At 45.3% G+C, this 15916-nt stretch carries 18 protein-coding genes; 11 read left to right on the forward strand and 7 right to left on the reverse strand.

Going from position 1 to position 15916, the window contains the following annotated elements:
- Window positions 1-16: 16 nt before the first annotated feature.
- On the reverse strand, window positions 17-226 hold the full coding sequence (locus KL866_RS09300) for a DUF2909 domain-containing protein (RefSeq protein ID WP_025257235.1): 210 nt from the start codon (window positions 224-226) through the stop codon (window positions 17-19).
- Between the two features lie 45 nt (window positions 227-271).
- Between KL866_RS09300 and KL866_RS09305 the strand changes: the two genes are divergently transcribed.
- From KL866_RS09305 to KL866_RS09330, 6 genes are read left to right on the forward strand one after another with little or no spacing between them, the layout of a single operon-like run.
- Window positions 272-976, forward strand: a complete 705-nt coding sequence (locus KL866_RS09305) for an SURF1 family protein (protein WP_214994771.1) — start codon at window positions 272-274, stop codon at window positions 974-976.
- Window positions 969-1508: a hypothetical protein gene (locus KL866_RS09310; RefSeq protein ID WP_025257237.1), complete on the forward strand. Its 540-nt coding sequence runs from the start codon at window positions 969-971 to the stop codon at window positions 1506-1508. The genes KL866_RS09305 and KL866_RS09310 overlap by 8 nt, the downstream gene beginning before the upstream one ends.
- 5 nt (window positions 1509-1513) lie before the next feature.
- Window positions 1514-2743, forward strand: a complete 1230-nt coding sequence (locus KL866_RS09315; RefSeq protein ID WP_214994773.1) for a heme A synthase — start codon at window positions 1514-1516, stop codon at window positions 2741-2743.
- Window positions 2736-3653: a heme o synthase gene (cyoE, locus tag KL866_RS09320; protein ID WP_025257239.1), complete on the forward strand. Its 918-nt coding sequence runs from the start codon at window positions 2736-2738 to the stop codon at window positions 3651-3653. Before KL866_RS09315 ends, cyoE begins: the two co-directional genes overlap by 8 nt.
- On the forward strand, window positions 3650-4294 hold the full coding sequence (locus KL866_RS09325) for an SCO family protein (protein WP_025257240.1): 645 nt from the start codon (window positions 3650-3652) through the stop codon (window positions 4292-4294). The genes cyoE and KL866_RS09325 overlap by 4 nt, the downstream gene beginning before the upstream one ends.
- Window position 4295: 1 nt before the next feature.
- Entirely contained in the window at window positions 4296-4883 is a 588-nt protein-coding gene (locus KL866_RS09330) for an N-acetyltransferase (protein ID WP_025257241.1), read from the forward strand.
- Between the two features lie 94 nt (window positions 4884-4977).
- Here the strand turns inward: KL866_RS09330 and KL866_RS09335 are convergent, their stop codons facing one another.
- On the reverse strand, window positions 4978-6192 hold the full coding sequence (locus KL866_RS09335) for a polysaccharide deacetylase family protein (RefSeq protein ID WP_025257242.1): 1215 nt from the start codon (window positions 6190-6192) through the stop codon (window positions 4978-4980).
- Between the two features lie 124 nt (window positions 6193-6316).
- Here KL866_RS09335 and KL866_RS09340 point away from each other — a divergent pair, with 124 nt between their 5' ends.
- Window positions 6317-7663 carry an MATE family efflux transporter gene (locus KL866_RS09340; RefSeq protein WP_214994775.1) on the forward strand — a complete coding sequence of 449 codons (1347 nt, stop codon included), beginning with the start codon at window positions 6317-6319 and terminating at the stop codon, window positions 7661-7663.
- Between the two features lie 80 nt (window positions 7664-7743).
- Here KL866_RS09340 and KL866_RS09345 read toward each other — a convergent pair whose 3' ends face one another.
- The 3 genes from KL866_RS09345 to KL866_RS09355 all read right to left on the reverse strand — a co-directional run bounded on the left by KL866_RS09345 (window position 7744) and on the right by KL866_RS09355 (window position 9845).
- Window positions 7744-8439 (reverse strand): class I SAM-dependent methyltransferase, encoded by a 696-nt coding sequence (locus tag KL866_RS09345; RefSeq protein WP_214994777.1) that lies wholly within the window; start codon window positions 8437-8439, stop codon window positions 7744-7746.
- Between the two features lie 228 nt (window positions 8440-8667).
- Window positions 8668-9051, reverse strand: coding sequence for a VOC family protein (locus KL866_RS09350; RefSeq protein WP_025257245.1), 384 nt, complete (start codon window positions 9049-9051; stop codon window positions 8668-8670).
- 89 nt (window positions 9052-9140) lie between these two features.
- The gene (locus KL866_RS09355; protein ID WP_081765861.1) at window positions 9141-9845 is read right to left on the reverse strand and encodes an aspartate/glutamate racemase family protein; all 705 of its coding nucleotides are present in this window, start codon (window positions 9843-9845) and stop codon (window positions 9141-9143) included.
- A gap of 261 nt (window positions 9846-10106) precedes the next feature.
- Between KL866_RS09355 and KL866_RS09360 the strand changes: the two genes are divergently transcribed.
- Window positions 10107-10244 carry a hypothetical protein gene (locus tag KL866_RS09360; RefSeq protein WP_214994779.1) on the forward strand — a complete coding sequence of 46 codons (138 nt, stop codon included), beginning with the start codon at window positions 10107-10109 and terminating at the stop codon, window positions 10242-10244.
- 93 nt (window positions 10245-10337) lie between these two features.
- On the opposite strand, the gene nfuA is transcribed toward KL866_RS09360, so the two are convergent.
- Window positions 10338-10916 carry a Fe-S biogenesis protein NfuA gene (gene nfuA, locus KL866_RS09365; RefSeq protein ID WP_025257248.1) on the reverse strand — a complete coding sequence of 193 codons (579 nt, stop codon included), beginning with the start codon at window positions 10914-10916 and terminating at the stop codon, window positions 10338-10340.
- A 161-nt stretch (window positions 10917-11077) separates the two neighbouring features.
- Here nfuA and KL866_RS09370 point away from each other — a divergent pair, with 161 nt between their 5' ends.
- A complete protein-coding gene (locus tag KL866_RS09370; RefSeq protein WP_214994780.1) occupies window positions 11078-13735 on the forward strand; it encodes a M14 family zinc carboxypeptidase in 2658 nt (885 codons plus the stop codon).
- Window positions 13736-13802: 67 nt separating this feature from the next.
- Here KL866_RS09370 and KL866_RS09375 read toward each other — a convergent pair whose 3' ends face one another.
- Window positions 13803-14516, reverse strand: a complete 714-nt coding sequence (locus KL866_RS09375; RefSeq protein WP_025257250.1) for a ComF family protein — start codon at window positions 14514-14516, stop codon at window positions 13803-13805.
- Window positions 14517-14615: 99 nt separating this feature from the next.
- Here KL866_RS09375 and bioH point away from each other — a divergent pair, with 99 nt between their 5' ends.
- Window positions 14616-15425 (forward strand): pimeloyl-ACP methyl ester esterase BioH, encoded by an 810-nt coding sequence (gene bioH, locus KL866_RS09380; RefSeq protein ID WP_025257251.1) that lies wholly within the window; start codon window positions 14616-14618, stop codon window positions 15423-15425.
- A gap of 170 nt (window positions 15426-15595) precedes the next feature.
- Complete coding sequence (locus KL866_RS09385) at window positions 15596-15913, forward strand: hypothetical protein (RefSeq protein ID WP_025257252.1); 318 nt, start codon at window positions 15596-15598, stop codon at window positions 15911-15913.
- The last annotated feature ends 3 nt before the right edge of the window (window positions 15914-15916 follow it).

Below are 15916 nucleotides of genomic sequence, written 5' to 3' on the forward strand. Positions count from 1 at the left end.
TATATAGCCCACAAACTTAAAAGGGCCTAGGGTTTGGGGTTATTAAGCCTGTACCAATTGCGATAAGAATAATAATAACAATGACGGCGGAGGTGAGCACACGTCGGCCAATATATTTACTCATAGGCCCTTTTGAAGTGTCGTTTTTTATCATGATGCGCATAGCCATGAATAAATTCACAATCATATACAGCACAAGAGCAACAAGGACTATTTTTATCAACATACTCACCTCTGTTTTTATTTTAACTTTGCATGGTACGAGATAGCTATGTTCTCTCGCACTCGCCACGTTATTCCTTGGTTACTCACGGGTTTTAGTGTGGCGATTATGTGCGGTTTAGGGTATTGGCAACTTGATCGCATGGTCCAAAAGCAACAACGCTTAGCTAGCATAGCGCAAAAGCAAAGTAATGGAACCTTGAGTTTAGAAGAGGCGTTGTCTCATGATGATCTTCGGGATATCACTGTGTCGTTCAGTGGTGCAATAGATTCCAATTACGTGCTGCTGTTAGATAATCAGATTTACAAGCAACGGGTGGGGTTCGACGTTTTAGCACCGGTGTATACGAATGTTGGATGGCTTTTAGTGAACTTTGGCTGGGTGCCTGCGCCAGACTTAACCCGTACTTTACCGGATATAAGTTTTACAAGCGAAATGCGTGCTTTCACAGGCGTTATCAGTGTGCCGGGTAACAATCCCTTGGTTAAGGAAACTAACATGGCATTGTCACAAAGCCCTGCGCTTGTACAACACATCGAGTTCTCTGCACTAAGCAACGCCTTAGAGCGCAAATTTCTACCTTTTATTCTTCAACTTACTACGCCTGATCCTGCGTTTATTCGCGAACATCAGGCCGTTGTTATGTCTCCCGAAAAGCATCTTGGCTATGCAATTCAATGGTTTGGTTTAGCCATTGCCGCCGCTGCCATTGGTGGCTTTGCTATTAGTAAGAAAGGACGTGGTTATGAGTAATCCAGCTTCGAAAAAAACATTAATAATTATGGTAGCCGTGTTTGTTTTGCCTGTTGTCATGGCGAAGCTTGCACTTGATAACGACTGGTTTACCAAAGGCGCTACCAATAAAGGTCAACTGCTTGAACCAACAATCGACATGAGAGCACTTTTGAAAGATGCAGAACCTAAATGGCGGTTAATTTATGTGATGCCAAATGAATGCGACGCGGTGTGTGAAAACGCTCTTTTTAGTATTAACCAAGTTTGGCTTGCGCTGGGCAAAGAGTCTGACCGCGCTCAGGCAGTGGTTATTACTACTGCGTCAAGCGACCAAGCTGCGATAGCCGCGCTTGAAGATTACCCATTTGTAGAGACTTTACCCATTACAACGCCAACCACGCTCGCTTCTAGCAGTGTTTACGTAGTCGATACCCAAAATAACGCCATGCTCTTTTACAAAATTCAAGACGATAGAAAAGACGCGGTGATGGAAAGCCGCAACATGCTAGCGGACATGAGAAAACTATTAAAGCTATCACGCATAGGATAAGCGCTATGAAAAAGTTAACCCTATTCAGTATATTCTTAGCGGCTGTTGTTATTATTTTAGGTGCCTATACCCGTTTGACCGATGCTGGGTTAGGCTGCCCCGATTGGCCAGGGTGCTACGGTAATTTAACCGTGCCCTTAAGTGAAGAAAAGGTGGCACAAGCCAATGCCGCCTATCCTGAGCGTCCAGTTGAAGCATTTAAGGCGTGGAATGAAATGATTCACCGCTACTTTGCAGGAACATTAGGACTATGTGTTCTGGCTATCGCGGTTATCGCCCTTCGGCAGCGCGATAAAGGCACGCCTGTTAAATTACCGCTATTGCTTTTGGGGCTCATTATATTTCAGGCGGCCCTTGGTATGTGGACAGTGACGCTCAACCTGCTTCCCGTTGTCGTAATGGGGCATTTGCTTGGGGGCTTCTCTGTACTCTCCTGCTTGTTTATTCTCTATCTTCGCTTGCGCCACATTGCCGGCGATGCACCGGAAACTAAGCCGTCGCCATTGACGTCAGCTATGCATGACCAGGGCATTGCCGACTTACCTCGGGCTAGAGCATTTCAGCGAAACCTTAAACTTTTCGCCTTTATTGGGCTTGGCGTGCTTGTTACGCAGATTGCACTGGGCGGGTGGACTTCCGCAAATTATGCTGCGTTAGCCTGTACGGATATGCCGGTTTGTGAAAGCGGGTGGCCGGACAGAATTGACATTGCGGGCGCGTTTAGCGTGCCTGATGCAGACAACTATGAGTTTGGCGCTCACGACTATGGCGAGCGAGTCACCATGCATATTGCGCATAGATTCGGCGCAGCCATCACTTTTTTATATTTTCTGGTACTAGGAATTAGCGTGTTGGTAAGCCGCCACACCACAAATAAACAAAAATATGTGGGTGCTTTTATGTTGGTAGCATTATGTACGCAAGTGGCATTAGGGCTTAGCAATATTATCTTTATGCTGCCATTGTCTGTAGCCGTAATGCATAACGCGGTAGCAGCCGTATTACTCCTTTCCTCACTCAACCTTATTTTTACTGTGTTTCTGACGCTAAAAAGCGCCAACGCTCTTAGCACTGAAACACAAAACACAGCTTCATTTTTAGGTTCTAAATCACTGCAGGGTGCAGGTGCTTATAGCATTCAAGAGGAGCCCTTGCACAATTCTATGCATGACCCTTTTACCGGGTCTACGTCTTCTCATATTCTCCCTAAAGCTCCAGGAGGTTTCCATGGCTAAATCGGTCTCTTTACATGCGCGCTCTTCTCGTCAGCACAATCTAGTCACGTGGCATGATTACTATGAAATGACTAAGCCCAATGTGGTCATGCTGCTGTTGTTAACCGCGTTAGTAGGAATGTGTTTAGCCACGCCTACATGGGTTAATGCAACAGTACTCATCTGCGGCTTATTGGGTATTGGTATGTTATCCGCATCTGCAGCTGTTATTAATCACGTCGTCGACCACAAAATAGATAGCGTAATGGCTCGTACGTTTAATCGGCCCGTCGCGAAAGGCAAAGTTAGTGTGAACAACGCGCTGTGGTTTGCCGGAGCGCTAGGCGTGGTAGGGTTTGTGGTGCTGGCCCTTTTTGTAAATATGCTCACTGCGTGGTTAACCCTAGCAAGTTTAGTAGGCTACGCTTTTGTCTACACTATGTACTTAAAGCGGGCGACCCCGCAAAACATCGTGATTGGCGGTTTGGCAGGGGCTGCGCCACCACTTCTAGGCTGGACGGCGGTAACCGGTGAAATACATGCCCATGCGCTGCTGTTGGTACTTATTATTTTTACTTGGACCCCACCTCATTTTTGGGCGCTCGCCATTCATAGGGAAAAAGACTATGCCAAAGCGAAGGTGCCTATGTTACCGGTAACACATGGTGTTTCATTTACGAAAACTTCGGTGTTGTTGTATACGGTGTTGCTGGGGCTTGTGTGTTTGCTTCCCTATCTCACGGGCATGAGTGACCTTATTTATTTAATTGGCTCTAGCGTGCTAAATATTGGCTTTTTATATTATGCATTAAAGCTAAAATTTGATGCGCAGCCACAAACGGCAATGAAAACTTTTAGGTTTTCTATTATTCATCTCATGGTATTGTTTGTAGTATTACTCTTAGATCACTACATTCCATTGAGTTTATGAACCAACGAACTATTGTCGGCCTTGTTGCATTTTTAGCGTTGTGTGCGGGCATTGTCGGGGCGCTTTACATCGCGCCTCCAAGTGTTGAAAGTCAACCTGAATACTTTCAAGCGTATCCTGAACCAAGAGCAATATCACCGTTTTCACTAACGTCTCACGAAGGTGACGTGTTCGATAATTCCTCGCTAAAAGGCCAGTGGAGCTTATTGTTTGTGGGCTATACATTTTGCCCGGATATCTGCCCAACAACTATGGCCGAGCTGAACGGAATATACCCTGAACTTAAAGCATTAAATAGTGTCAAACCAATTCGAGTTGTATTTGTATCCGTTGATCCGAATCGCGATTCAATAGAAAGACTCTCAGAGTATGTGAGCTATTTTAATAAAGAGTTCATTGCTGTTACTGGTGAACACAAGGTTCTATTCCCTTTCGTACGTAATTTAGGAATGATGTATGCCATTGCTGAAAGTACCGAGAACCCTAACTATTTAATTGATCACAGCGCATCTGTCGTACTTGTTGACCCTGAAGCTAGGGTGATAGGGAGATTTAAACCAAAAAGAGAGCCAGGAAAGCTATCAATAAGTGATTCCCAGCAAATATTGGCAGATATGCCGATAATTATCTCAAAGCAGTAATATGGAAATAGAAATTAGGCAAGGTGTGGCGTCTGATGCCGCGCATACTACGCCGCTTATATTAAGTGCGGCGCAAACGTTATTAACGTCGATTTTTGGACACAATAAAAATAAAACAGCCGATGGCTACCTTTCTCACGCTTGGGAATTGGGTGGTGGTCAGTATGGCTTCAACAATCATTGGGTAGCTCAAGCAGGAAATGAAGTACTTGGGGTCGTTACCTCTTGGCATAGCAAACTAGGTGCCGCGTTTGATAGGGCAACACTAGATAGCATAACCTCATACTTCACCCTCGATGAGGCAATGACGGTGCTCATGCGAAACCAGACAGTGGCTATAAACCTTACACCGCCTACTAACACGGAACTTATGATTGGTCATCTTTCAGTTGAAGAGAGTGCTCGACGTACCGGTATCGGCTCAATGTTGATAGATTCCATGCAAGAGCGAGCGGAACAACTGAAGAAACGTAAGCTTGTGCTTGATGTTGAAGTGTCAAACGTGCCAGCTATCCGTTTTTATCAACGTCATGATTTCGTTGAAGAGTCTATAAATAAAGGCTTTATTCGCTTTGCTCGGCCTGTTTAAGTAAACGTTTTCTTATGTAAGCGCGAGTTTTATCTCTAAAAAACTCGCGCGTGACCCACGCTAGACTAATACCAAACCTACATTTCTGATTTGCTTAGTCAGGATAATTGCCACTTTCATCTGCCACAAAAAAAGGCGTTGAGTACCAATAATACCGCCCTGCTTGTGAATTGGATGGCGCAGTGCAATTAACCCGTGAACGCCCCACAGGAAGTGTTTTATTTAAGGTAAATGAAAGTACATTGCCTTCAATACTTGTTTCAATTGTTTCGCCCCCGAAAAAGCAATTTACTTGGGTAAGACGAACATCTTCACTGTCTATTGTTAAGCTTACAGGCGATGACAGAGCTCGCGTCATCATACGAGGGTTTTCATGTGAGCTATGCGTCACTGGCATGGCAAGGCTATTTAATTTGGTCTTCAGCGTCGCCAAATTAGCGTAAGGGCCTGCTGCTGGAAAACGTGGGAGTGCTTGCATATCGCTAGTTGGGCCTACAGCCCCTGAGTGTTGGCCAAGGCCAATGTAACCTTCAGCTTTAAGCTTGTTAGCGAGCGCCGTATTGTACTCCCCAAATGGGTACGCTAAATATTTAAGGTTGATATCCAGCTTGTCTTCTATCTTCTTTTCAGCGCTTTCTACGTTTTGCCATACTTTTTCAAGCCATACGTGCTCACCCATTTCTTGCTCACCATTTAGCATATGCAGGTGGTCTAACGTATGATTGGCAAAAACCACCCCGTCGTTATGCATAGCAATTACTTGTTCCCATGTTAGCTGTCGCGGGCCTACGCCAATTTCATCAGGGTTGATAAATACCGTGTACGGGAAACCTAGGTCTGCCAGTATAGGGTGAGCATTGTGTAAGATATTCGCGTAACCATCGTCAAACGTTATAGCAACTGCCTTTTCTGGTAGTGCCGTGTCGTGTTGTATCGCTGAAACAACGTCTTGGAGCGACACAACAGTGTGGTGTGCGTCTAGGTACTCCATGTGAGATTTAAATGCCTCTGGGGAGATACTAGTGCTAGCTGGTGTGGAAGAAGACACATGATGATAAAGTAAAATGGCGGCATTGGGTGTGGCGCTTACATTAGTCTTGGTGCTTTTTTCACTCAGGCCCTTCGTACTGGTGCTGGTCTTTTCAGTTAAAGTGGAAGCAAAACTAGCCGAGAGAAACAGCATACTAAAAGCCCCAAAAAGCATTGAAGATAAGACCTTCAAATGCTTACGATGCTTGATTCTATTTTGCATTAAATTGTTGGTTTTCATATCATCATCCACTGAGTGCCTGATCAAATTCAATAGCATGGTAAACTCCCAAACAAACGCGACTTGCCCAATGTTATGCTTAAGCAAGCAAGTGCGCTTTTTACTTATGCTGCTGCATAGGCTGCATAGTATATAGCGAAACTTACCCTTTTTGAGATCATTTATGTCCCGTGCCCAAGTAACTCAGCGCTCCTTTTTTGACGATCATACTCGTCTGTTGGCGTTAGCGCTTCCCATGATCTTAGCGAATATTACCACGCCACTTTTAGGCTTAGTGGATACCGCGGTTTTGGGCCATATGTCGTTACCTGCAATGCTTGCTGGGGCATCAGTAGGCGCACTTATCTTAACGCAAATATACTGGGTGTGTGGGTTTCTTCGCATGTCCTCAACAGGTTTGAGTGCACAAGCGAAAGGTTCACCCAATAATATGTTAGAATCTGCCAAAGTATTGTGGCAAACGGTGGCTGTGGCCTTACTGTTGGGTGCAGTAGTACTTGTTCTGCAATCACCAATTCTTTCTTTAGGATTAACCTTAACGCAGCCTAATAATGAAGTAGCCCTTCACCTTCAAGACTACTTTTCGACGCGGGTTTGGGGCGCTCCTGCTGCCATGCTTAACCTTGCATTGGTTGGGTGGTTAGTGGGGCAGCAAAAAACACGCAGCGTCATGATTATTCAAATAGTGGGAAATTTATTGAATGCCGGACTCGATGTTGTGTTTGTATTCGGGCTTGGCTTGTCTGTAGCTGGCGTGGCGCTAGCCAGCGTTATTGCTGAATATACCATGGCTATAATGGCGCTCGTGGTGGCGTTTAAGCGCGTTGGCGGTGTAGCGGTGAGTTCATCATGGTTTAACCGCGCAGCTCGAAAGGTATTGATGAAACTTAACGGTGACATGTTACTACGTAATTTAGCACTACAAGGCTGCTTAGCGTTTCTCACAATTCAAGGTGCCCGCTACGGCGAAACGTCGGCGGCAGTTAATGCCATACTTATGCAGTTTTTTGTTTTAATTGCATTGGGGCTCGATGGTATTGCCTATGGCGTAGAAGCTCTGGTAGGGGAAGCGAAAGGAGCGTCTGATAACGGTGAGGTTAAACGCCGTACTTATCAAGGGCTAGTCTGGTCGAGTGTTTTTGCTCTTGTCTATAGCCTGATATTTTTCGCTGGCGGCGAAGCCATTATTGCGCTGCTTACCGAGCATAATGACATAGTAAAGGCTGCGCTACCTTACCTTAGCCTAATGGTATTACTGCCCTTACTAGCGCATTGGTGCTTTTTGTACGATGGCGTATTTGTTGGCCTCACGCGAGCTAGTGCAATGAGAAATACTATGATAATAAGCGCGCTAGGGGTGTATTTCCCTGTGTGGTACCTCGCGCAAGACTTGGGCAATGTGAGCCTTTGGTATGCCCTACTTGCCTTTTTGTTAGCCCGCGGTGTGACATTGGCCTGGAGCTTTTATCGTTTAGATAAGCGCGGTGAGCTAGCAACAACGCAAAACTAGTGTTTTAAGACTGCTTCGCTGACCTTATTGAAAGGGAAAGGGGGCGGAGTATACTGCCTCTCTGAGTATTTCCTGATGCATCAATTTGCTGTACTTTTGTCACTTTTTTGTTGTACGGCTCGCTTTTGTCCAGCTTTCTTCTGCACGATGATAATAGTATGTAGTTCTGGGTGCTGATCGAATTCAACGTGACGAACAAACCCCCCTGCCTCCATTAATATTTCTATGTATCTATGTAGTCCAAGCGAGGCGTAGTAGACTTCTGGGCCCATCACATTGTTTGTGTGTTGACCACTACCATCTGTACCTCCGCAGCTAAAAAGCAGTACTCCGTCGTCAGTTAGGTGATTCATTAGCTTCTTAAGCAAGTGCTCTTGCTGTGCTAAGGGAATATGCCAAAAGCTATCCCAAGCACTTATAAGCGAATAATGCTTAGGTAATGTAAAGGTACATACGTCGGTGCAATAGAAGGTATGAGACGGTAAATGCGACGTCGCAATGGCCAGCATATCTTTGGAAATATCAATGCCTTCGTAAGTTAACCCTGCGCTTTCTATAATTGGAACAAAACGATTGGTGCAGCCGCAACCTATGTCCAGCGCGTAGCCTCCATCAACCGACTCACTTGAGGCTGTATCGCAATTTTTAGGTGTTGCGTCAGGCAAAAATGACAGTGCTTTTTGATAAGCACTAATGCCGTTTTCACTATTAAATTCGGCGCGAGTCCAAAGGTGTGTAATGGTATCGTAGGCCTTGCCAGTTTCTTCAGGTGTCATATGCCCTCTGTCAGCTGAGCTTTCACTACTTCAAGGTTAATTCATTTAGCAAGTATGTATAGTGCAGGAGGGGAAAAGACGTTACTTGTAATTGTATAAATAGCTGCCAGACAGTAACGCCTTTGCTTTTTCGCTTCTTTTTGACCTAATTAATTACAACCTTAACAGATCGCTCAAAGCGGGTAGCCTGCACAAAGAGTTCGGTTGGTAGAGCAGGCTTCATATCGGTTATTTCCTTACTATGTGCGTGGCGCAAAGCTTGTTGCCTGCAGGGTCTCGCAAGTAAGCAAGGTATAACTGGCGTTCACCATTCCCTCGAATACCTGGAGGATCTTCACATGGAACACCCCCATTCTCGCTTCCTACCTTATGCCATTCATCTACAAGGTCTGGTGTAGCTGCAGCAAGGCCTAACGTAGTGCCGTTGCCGTGTGTAGCTTCCTCGCCGTTAATGGGCTTTGTTAGGGCTAAAATACCTTTGGGCGTGTAGTAAAACACGCGGCCGTATTCATCAAAAACGCCTGGCTCGTATCCCAGTACTCCTAAAATAGCATCATAGAATTTCTTTGAAGCTTCAAGATCATTTGCACCAATCATAACGTGGCTGAACATAGCTGTGTCCTCTGAAAATAGTGGGGCCAATACCCGTTTATCAAAATTAGTTTACTCGCGTTTTTTATCAACGCTCTGTTGTTATTACTTTATTGGCCTAAAGCAAAATCTACCGCAGCAGAAGCATGGATAGCGGTAGTGTCGTATAACCTAACTTCTGTGTGGTTTTGTTGCACTAATAACGCAATTTCTGTGCAGCCTAAAATGATGCCTTCAGCATCCTCGGCCGCTAGCGCGTTAATAATCTCAATATACGCCTTGCGAGAATCAACACAAATCACGCCCTTGCATAATTGTTCATAAATAATGTTATGAACCGTGTCTCGTTGTTGTGCATTTGGAATAACAACCTCAATGCCAAAAGTCTCTTCAAGGCGGGATGTATAAAAGGTTTGTTCCATAGTGAAGCGGGTACCTAGTAGGCCAACTTTTTTAACTGTGTCTTGCCGCAACATGTGCCCTGTGGCGTCGGCAATGTGAATTAGGGGAATAGTGATATTCTGCTCTATGTTAGCCGCGACTTTATGCATGGTATTGGTACAGATTAATATGGCTTTTGCGCCCGAGGCTTCTAAATGCTTTGCCTCGCGGATCAGTATATCGGCGGTTTTATCCCATTCGCCCTTATGCTGAAGCTGTTCTATGTGGGCAAAGTCAACACTGCTTATCATAAGTGGCGCACTGTGAAGACCGCCAAGTCGCGCGTTTACACCACGGTTTATCGCCTGATAATAACTTACTGTTGATTCCCAACTCATTCCACCGAGCAGGCCTAGCTTCTTTATTGTATCCACCACAGCTTCCTTTTATTTTGTATGACACATAGCACAGTCTCCAATCTACCTATAAAACGCATTTAGGACTACAGCCGTAACAAACGCTTGGCGAAAATAAATGAAGTGGGAAACAGCAGCGTGATGAAATATCAAGTTCGCAGAGAAAGTTTAGTACGAGCTAATTTGTTTAAACTAGGGGGGAAGCATGATGGTATGGAGTAGGGCCTGAAGTAATCAAAACTTAGGCGGCGGCTTCTTATTTTTCATAAACGAGAAACGTTGAATGAAAATGCCCCAGTAGCCCATCATGGCAATAGTAAAGCCAATAAACAAGATAAGAAGGCTGAGGTAATGCAGTGCGACATGAAGTTCGCTAAGGGTAAACAACAGCAAGACGCCAACAACGAAAATAGATAGACCTATTTTGAATCGTTGCCAGCTTTTGAATGAATCTTGCGTCAGCATAGGGACAGCATTGTAAAGTGCACCTAAATAAGCTCAGTGTCGCGCTTAGTAGTAAGAGTGCTCACCGGCTTGGTGTTCAGTTGCATCGCGAACGCCTTTAAGCTCGCCAGCGAACTGTTCAATCATTTGCTTCTCTATACCTTCTTTAAGGGTAACGTCTACCATCGAGCAGCCATTACAACCACCGCCGAACTGAAGAATAGCGTAGCCATCATCAGTCAACTCGGTAAGTACAACATTGCCCCCATGGCTTGCCAACTGCGGGTTAATTTCTGATTCAATCATGTAGTTGATTCGTTCAACTAAAGGGGCATCGTCGGCCACTTTACGCGCTTTAGCATTAGGTGCTTTAAGCGTTAACTGAGAGCCCATTTGATCGGTCACATAGTCAATTTCCGCTTCATCGAGATACGGCGCGCTTTCTTCGTCTACCACAGCATCGAAGCCATTAAACTGCAAACGAGTATCTGTCTCTTCTACCGCGTCTGGTGGGCAATAGGACACGCCACATTCAGCCGATGAAGTGCCTGGGTTTACGACGAATACACGAATATTCGTGCCAGACTCTTGTTTACTCAACAGTTTTACGAAGTGAGCCTGGGCTTCTTCTGATATAGTTATCATCAGCAAGTCCTACATATTTTGAAAATTTGGATTATTGTATCAAATTTACCTGAGTAAAACAGTCAGGTATTAATTAAATAAATTATTCCAGTGAATCGAATTTGTTGAGAGAGACGTACATCGCTATTACTCTCAACCATAACAACAAGACGGGAAGCGCTATGTTAGCGAAACTAAAAAACTCCGCCAAAAAGACCCCTCTATCACTCGCTACATTGTTGGCACTTGGCACTATCGGCTTTGGGACTACGAATAGTCAGCAAGTACTAGCACAGCCAGCCTTATCATCAGTGGTTACAGTTACCCCTGATACAGGCGGGCAGCCGGTCACAGCATATTTACCTGATACGGTATCCTACAACCCCGCTATTCCTAAGCCTGAATCGGTACTTGGCGCCAATATTGGTGAGTGGCATGCACGTCACGACCAAGTCGTTAACTATATGATGTTACTCGCTCAAAAGTCCGATCGTATTAGTATTGAAGAAACCGGACGCACTCACGAAAATCGTCCGCTTTTACTAATGACCATCACTGCGCCGTCAAATAGAAACAATGTTGAAGCCATGAGGCAGCAGCATATTGATGCCATGGAAAGTGGCAAAAAAGTAGGTGGCGACGTTCCTCTAATTTTTTACATGGGCTATAGTATTCACGGTAATGAGCCTTCCGGTACCAATGCTTCACTAGCGTTGGCTTATTATTTAGCCGCCGCTGAAGGCAAAGAAATTGATGCCTTGTTAAATAACAATATTGTGTTGTTTGATCCATCTTTCAACCCCGATGGACTTTCCCGATTTGCTCAGTGGGCAAATATGCACAAAGGTAAGCAGTTAGTTTCTGACAGCCGTCACCGTGAACATGACGAGGGTTGGCCATCAGGTCGTACAAATCACTACTGGTTCGATTTAAATCGCGACTGGCTACTGCTAGCGCACCCAGAGTCGCAGGCGCGTATTAAACAGTTTCACAAATGGCGGCCACATATTCTGACTGATTTTCATGAAATGGGCACAGACAGTACCTATTTCTTTCAGCCCGGCGTACGGTCGCGCAAAAACCCTTTAACGCCAGATGAGAACGTCACGTTAACGGAAGCGCTTGCACATTATCACGCGGCTGCATTTGATGAACAGGGCGAGCTGTATTTCACCGAAGAAGCCTTCGACGACTTCTATGCTGGTAAAGGGTCGACCTATCCAGACCTTCACGGCAGTGTGGGTATTCTATTCGAACAAGCCAGTTCACGAGGGCACCTTCAGGATTCTATTAACGGCAAGCTTGCTTTCAAAGACACCATAGCGAACCAAATTACTACGTCTCTCAGTACCTTTAGAGGCGCATTGGCCAATAAGGCTGCAATCCTTGATTATCAGTCGGGCTTTGTTAAGAGTACGCAGTCTTTGGCCAAACAAGATGCTCAGGCTGGGTTTGTAGTAAGCGCATCAAATGATATCGCTCGCTTCAACGCATTTGTTGCGTTACTTGAGCAGCATCACATTGAATACGAAGTGCTTACGAAAACTTTTGAAGCAAATAAAGTGCGCTACGGTGCTAAAGAGTCAATATACATTCCTACTGACCAACCTCAATATCGTCTAGTTAAGTCAATATTTTCTACGCAAACGTCTTTTGAAAACAACACCTTCTACGATGTTTCAACGTGGAATTTAGCCTTGGCTTTTAATTTGGATTACACGCCATTAGATAATGGAGATGCACGAAGCCTTAAGCTAAATGACAACACCGCACTATTACAAGTGGCACTTAATGATATTCAGCCTAACGCTTATGCCTATGCATTTTCATGGCAGCACTACTATGCGCCTGCCATGCTTCAAACCTTGCTGGAAGCTGGCGTAAAAGTGCGCAGCAGTGAAGAAACATTTTCTGCCATTAAATACGACGGCAAAAATGTCGAGCTTCAGCCGGGTAGTATTGTGGTGCCAAGAGGCTTGGGTCAACCAGAAAACTTGGCCTCCATCTTACGTGATGCACAGCAACAGCTTCAGGTTCCTGTGTTTAGTCTACGAAGCGGATTAACACCCACAGGCCACGACTTAGGTAGCCGAAGCATGGCTCCCGTTACCCCGCCGCAAGTGTTGATAGTGGGCGGTGAAGGCACCAGTGAATACGAAGCAGGTGAAATGTGGCACTACTTCGATACTAAGGTGGGGCTAGCTGCCAGTATTGTAGAGCAGCAACATCTGCTAAGGGCTCTTAACGATCCTAGTATCACTTACACACATCTTCTGTTTCCAAGCGGGAGTTACCGCTTTACAGAAAGCGACAGAGCAAAAATTGAAATGTGGGTAAAAGCTGGTGGTGTGATAGTGGGGCAAAAATCTGCACTGCGTTACTTCGCTAAACACAAGTGGCTAGATGCGGACATTGTCAGTAGAGAGACTATAGATAATGCTTTCGATGATAGCGATTTAAGCTACGAAGACGGCTCGACGCTCTATGCCAGAAAGTTGGTGGCAGGCGCTGTATTTGAAGCAGATATTGATAATACTCATCCACTTTTTTATGGCTATAGCGATGACACGCTACCTATGTTTAAAACGAACAATATGGTCGTGGAAGCAAGTAGCTCGCCGTTTGTCACACCTGCACGCTACACCGACGAGCCCCTCGTGGCAGGGTTTAGTGATAAAAGAATGGTTGCGCTAATGGCTGAATCAACCGCGGTGACAACTCAGAAAATGGGGCGCGGCGTTGTCATTGGCTTTACCGACAATACGCAGTTTAGAGGGTACTGGTATGGCACAAATAAAATGCTGGCCAATGCAATTTACCAGTCACACTTTATTCGCTAAATCAGTGTTTAAAGCGCGGTGCATACCGCGCTTTAAAAGCTAATCACGTCGTATCCTCCTTCACAATTCACGTTTTTTGTAAAAGGCTGCTTTTAGGTGGTGGCGTAAATGCCGCTGCCCACACTTGAATCTGAATCTTTGGGTAGCGCTGTTTGAGCCTTTTACTTAGGGTATTTACGGTCACGCCGGTGGTGAGCACATCATCGACAATAGCGACAGTAAAGCCGCTGCCGTTCAACTTACATTGCGCTGCTGTTATCTCACTATCAATACACCAATCCGATAGGCTAAATACACGGTGAGCGTTTTCTGCCCTCGCTATTTTGGATAAATGGTGCTGCACACTAAAGCCTTTGCGCTTAGCCCATGACTGGTTAACTGGAATGCCCAGTTCGTTGCTTATGCTTTCACACAGCAGCGTAGCCTGATTGTAGTGCCGCGTTGCGAGTCGCCATGCACTAATTGGAACCGGAAGTAGTACATTGGGCACTGATAAAGTGCACTGTCGCTTTTTATGGACAAACCAGTTACTTAATACTTTTCCTGCCGTAAGGGAATGCGTAAACTTTAACTGGTGAACCAGCGATGACATTGGCCACGTATGAAGACCTAGAACGCTTAGCGTATCATACTGATTATGCTTGACGTGGCCTGCCACAGGTCCATATTGAAGCAGGTTGCTTCCGTGCAACGTGGCATCAAAAAAAAATATGTCATCTTCACACCAGTGACATACTGGCGTAGGACTTGCCTGATAACATAGCAAGCATGAAAGGTTCATAATGTTGATTCCATCAACTTCCTTGAATTGTCGAACGTCGACCTATTTTCATCATTTCGTGGTTTTTCAAAAACCATGTGTCTGCCTAAGGAGGTGTAAATGGAAATTTTGCATACAAACGGCGAGCTTGTCACCCGTACTCAGGGTACAGGCGTAGATGTAGTATTTCTTCATGGATGGGGTATGAACAGCGGGGCGTTCACATCCTTTATTCCTTACCTTAGTGATAATTTTCGCGTTACTACCATCGACCTTCCCGGATTTGGGGAAAACGCAAAGATCATCCCATCACCTTACAATGTAGAAACCCTTGCCCAATCTATTGTGGGTAAATTGCCAGAACAGTGTGTATTAGTAGGGTGGTCATTAGGCGGCTTGGTAGCCCAAAAACTCGCGTTGCTAGCACCGGAAAAGCTCAGTGGACTGGTTACTATTGCTTCCACGCCTCGTTTTATAGCAGGGCCTTGCTGGCCGGGGATTGCAGCCGATTTACTTGCTATGTTTGAAGCCCAGCTAGAGAAAAATTACCAAAAAACACTGGAACGTTTTTTGGCAATTCAAGCAATGGGCAGTGAAACGGCAAAGCAAGATATTAAAGCAATTAGAGAACAGGTCACCCAGTTCCCTGAGCCTGCTGAGGAAGCGCTTAAAAAAGGTTTACGTATATTGTCTACCGAAGATATGCGCCAAGAGGTGGGGCGTATTACCACGCCTACTTTACGCTTGTATGGCAGATTAGATAGCTTAGTGCCGACCAGTGGGATAGACCGAATTTGCGAGCTGCATCCGCAAGCCGACAATGTTGTTCTTCCTCACGCGTCCCATGCGCCGTTTATTTCACACCCCCAGCAAACCGCCGACATTCTATTTCGCTTTGTTGCTGGTGTTTACCAGCAAAAAGCGTCTTGACTAGTGGATAAAGCTTCAAACTGGACATTTGCCATGGTTTGAAGCTTTTTATTCTTACAAGTTTTATAAATATCGCCTGCTTACAATAAGTTAATGGCAAGGTGTGATACATGTCTTTCCATTTGTGTGAAATTGGTTAATAATTACACATGAGAGGTTAGGGGAAGTGTATGACAAGTATTGATGGGTTAGGTGCCAGCTCTGCGTTTGCAGCGGCCCAATATGGTTTACAAAGTGCAAGCGATGGCATTTCGCAGGCATCTGCGAATATTGCTCAGCGCACAGCTGAAGATGCGATTGCGCCCGCTCAACCCATTACTGCCAATACCGACACAAACAACACCTCTTCTAATTCAACCTCTACAACTACGCGTTTAACAGACGATTTAATTGCGCTTAATGTGAACGAGCGAAATGCTCAAGCTTCTGCCAGAGTGTTAGGCGTTGCCGATGAGATGCTCGGCACCATTATTGACGTGCTGGCCTAGAGT

Origin of the sequence: Alteromonas sp. ALT199, assembly GCF_018619335.1 — a bacterium.
Lineage (GTDB): Bacteria > Pseudomonadota > Gammaproteobacteria > Enterobacterales > Alteromonadaceae > Alteromonas.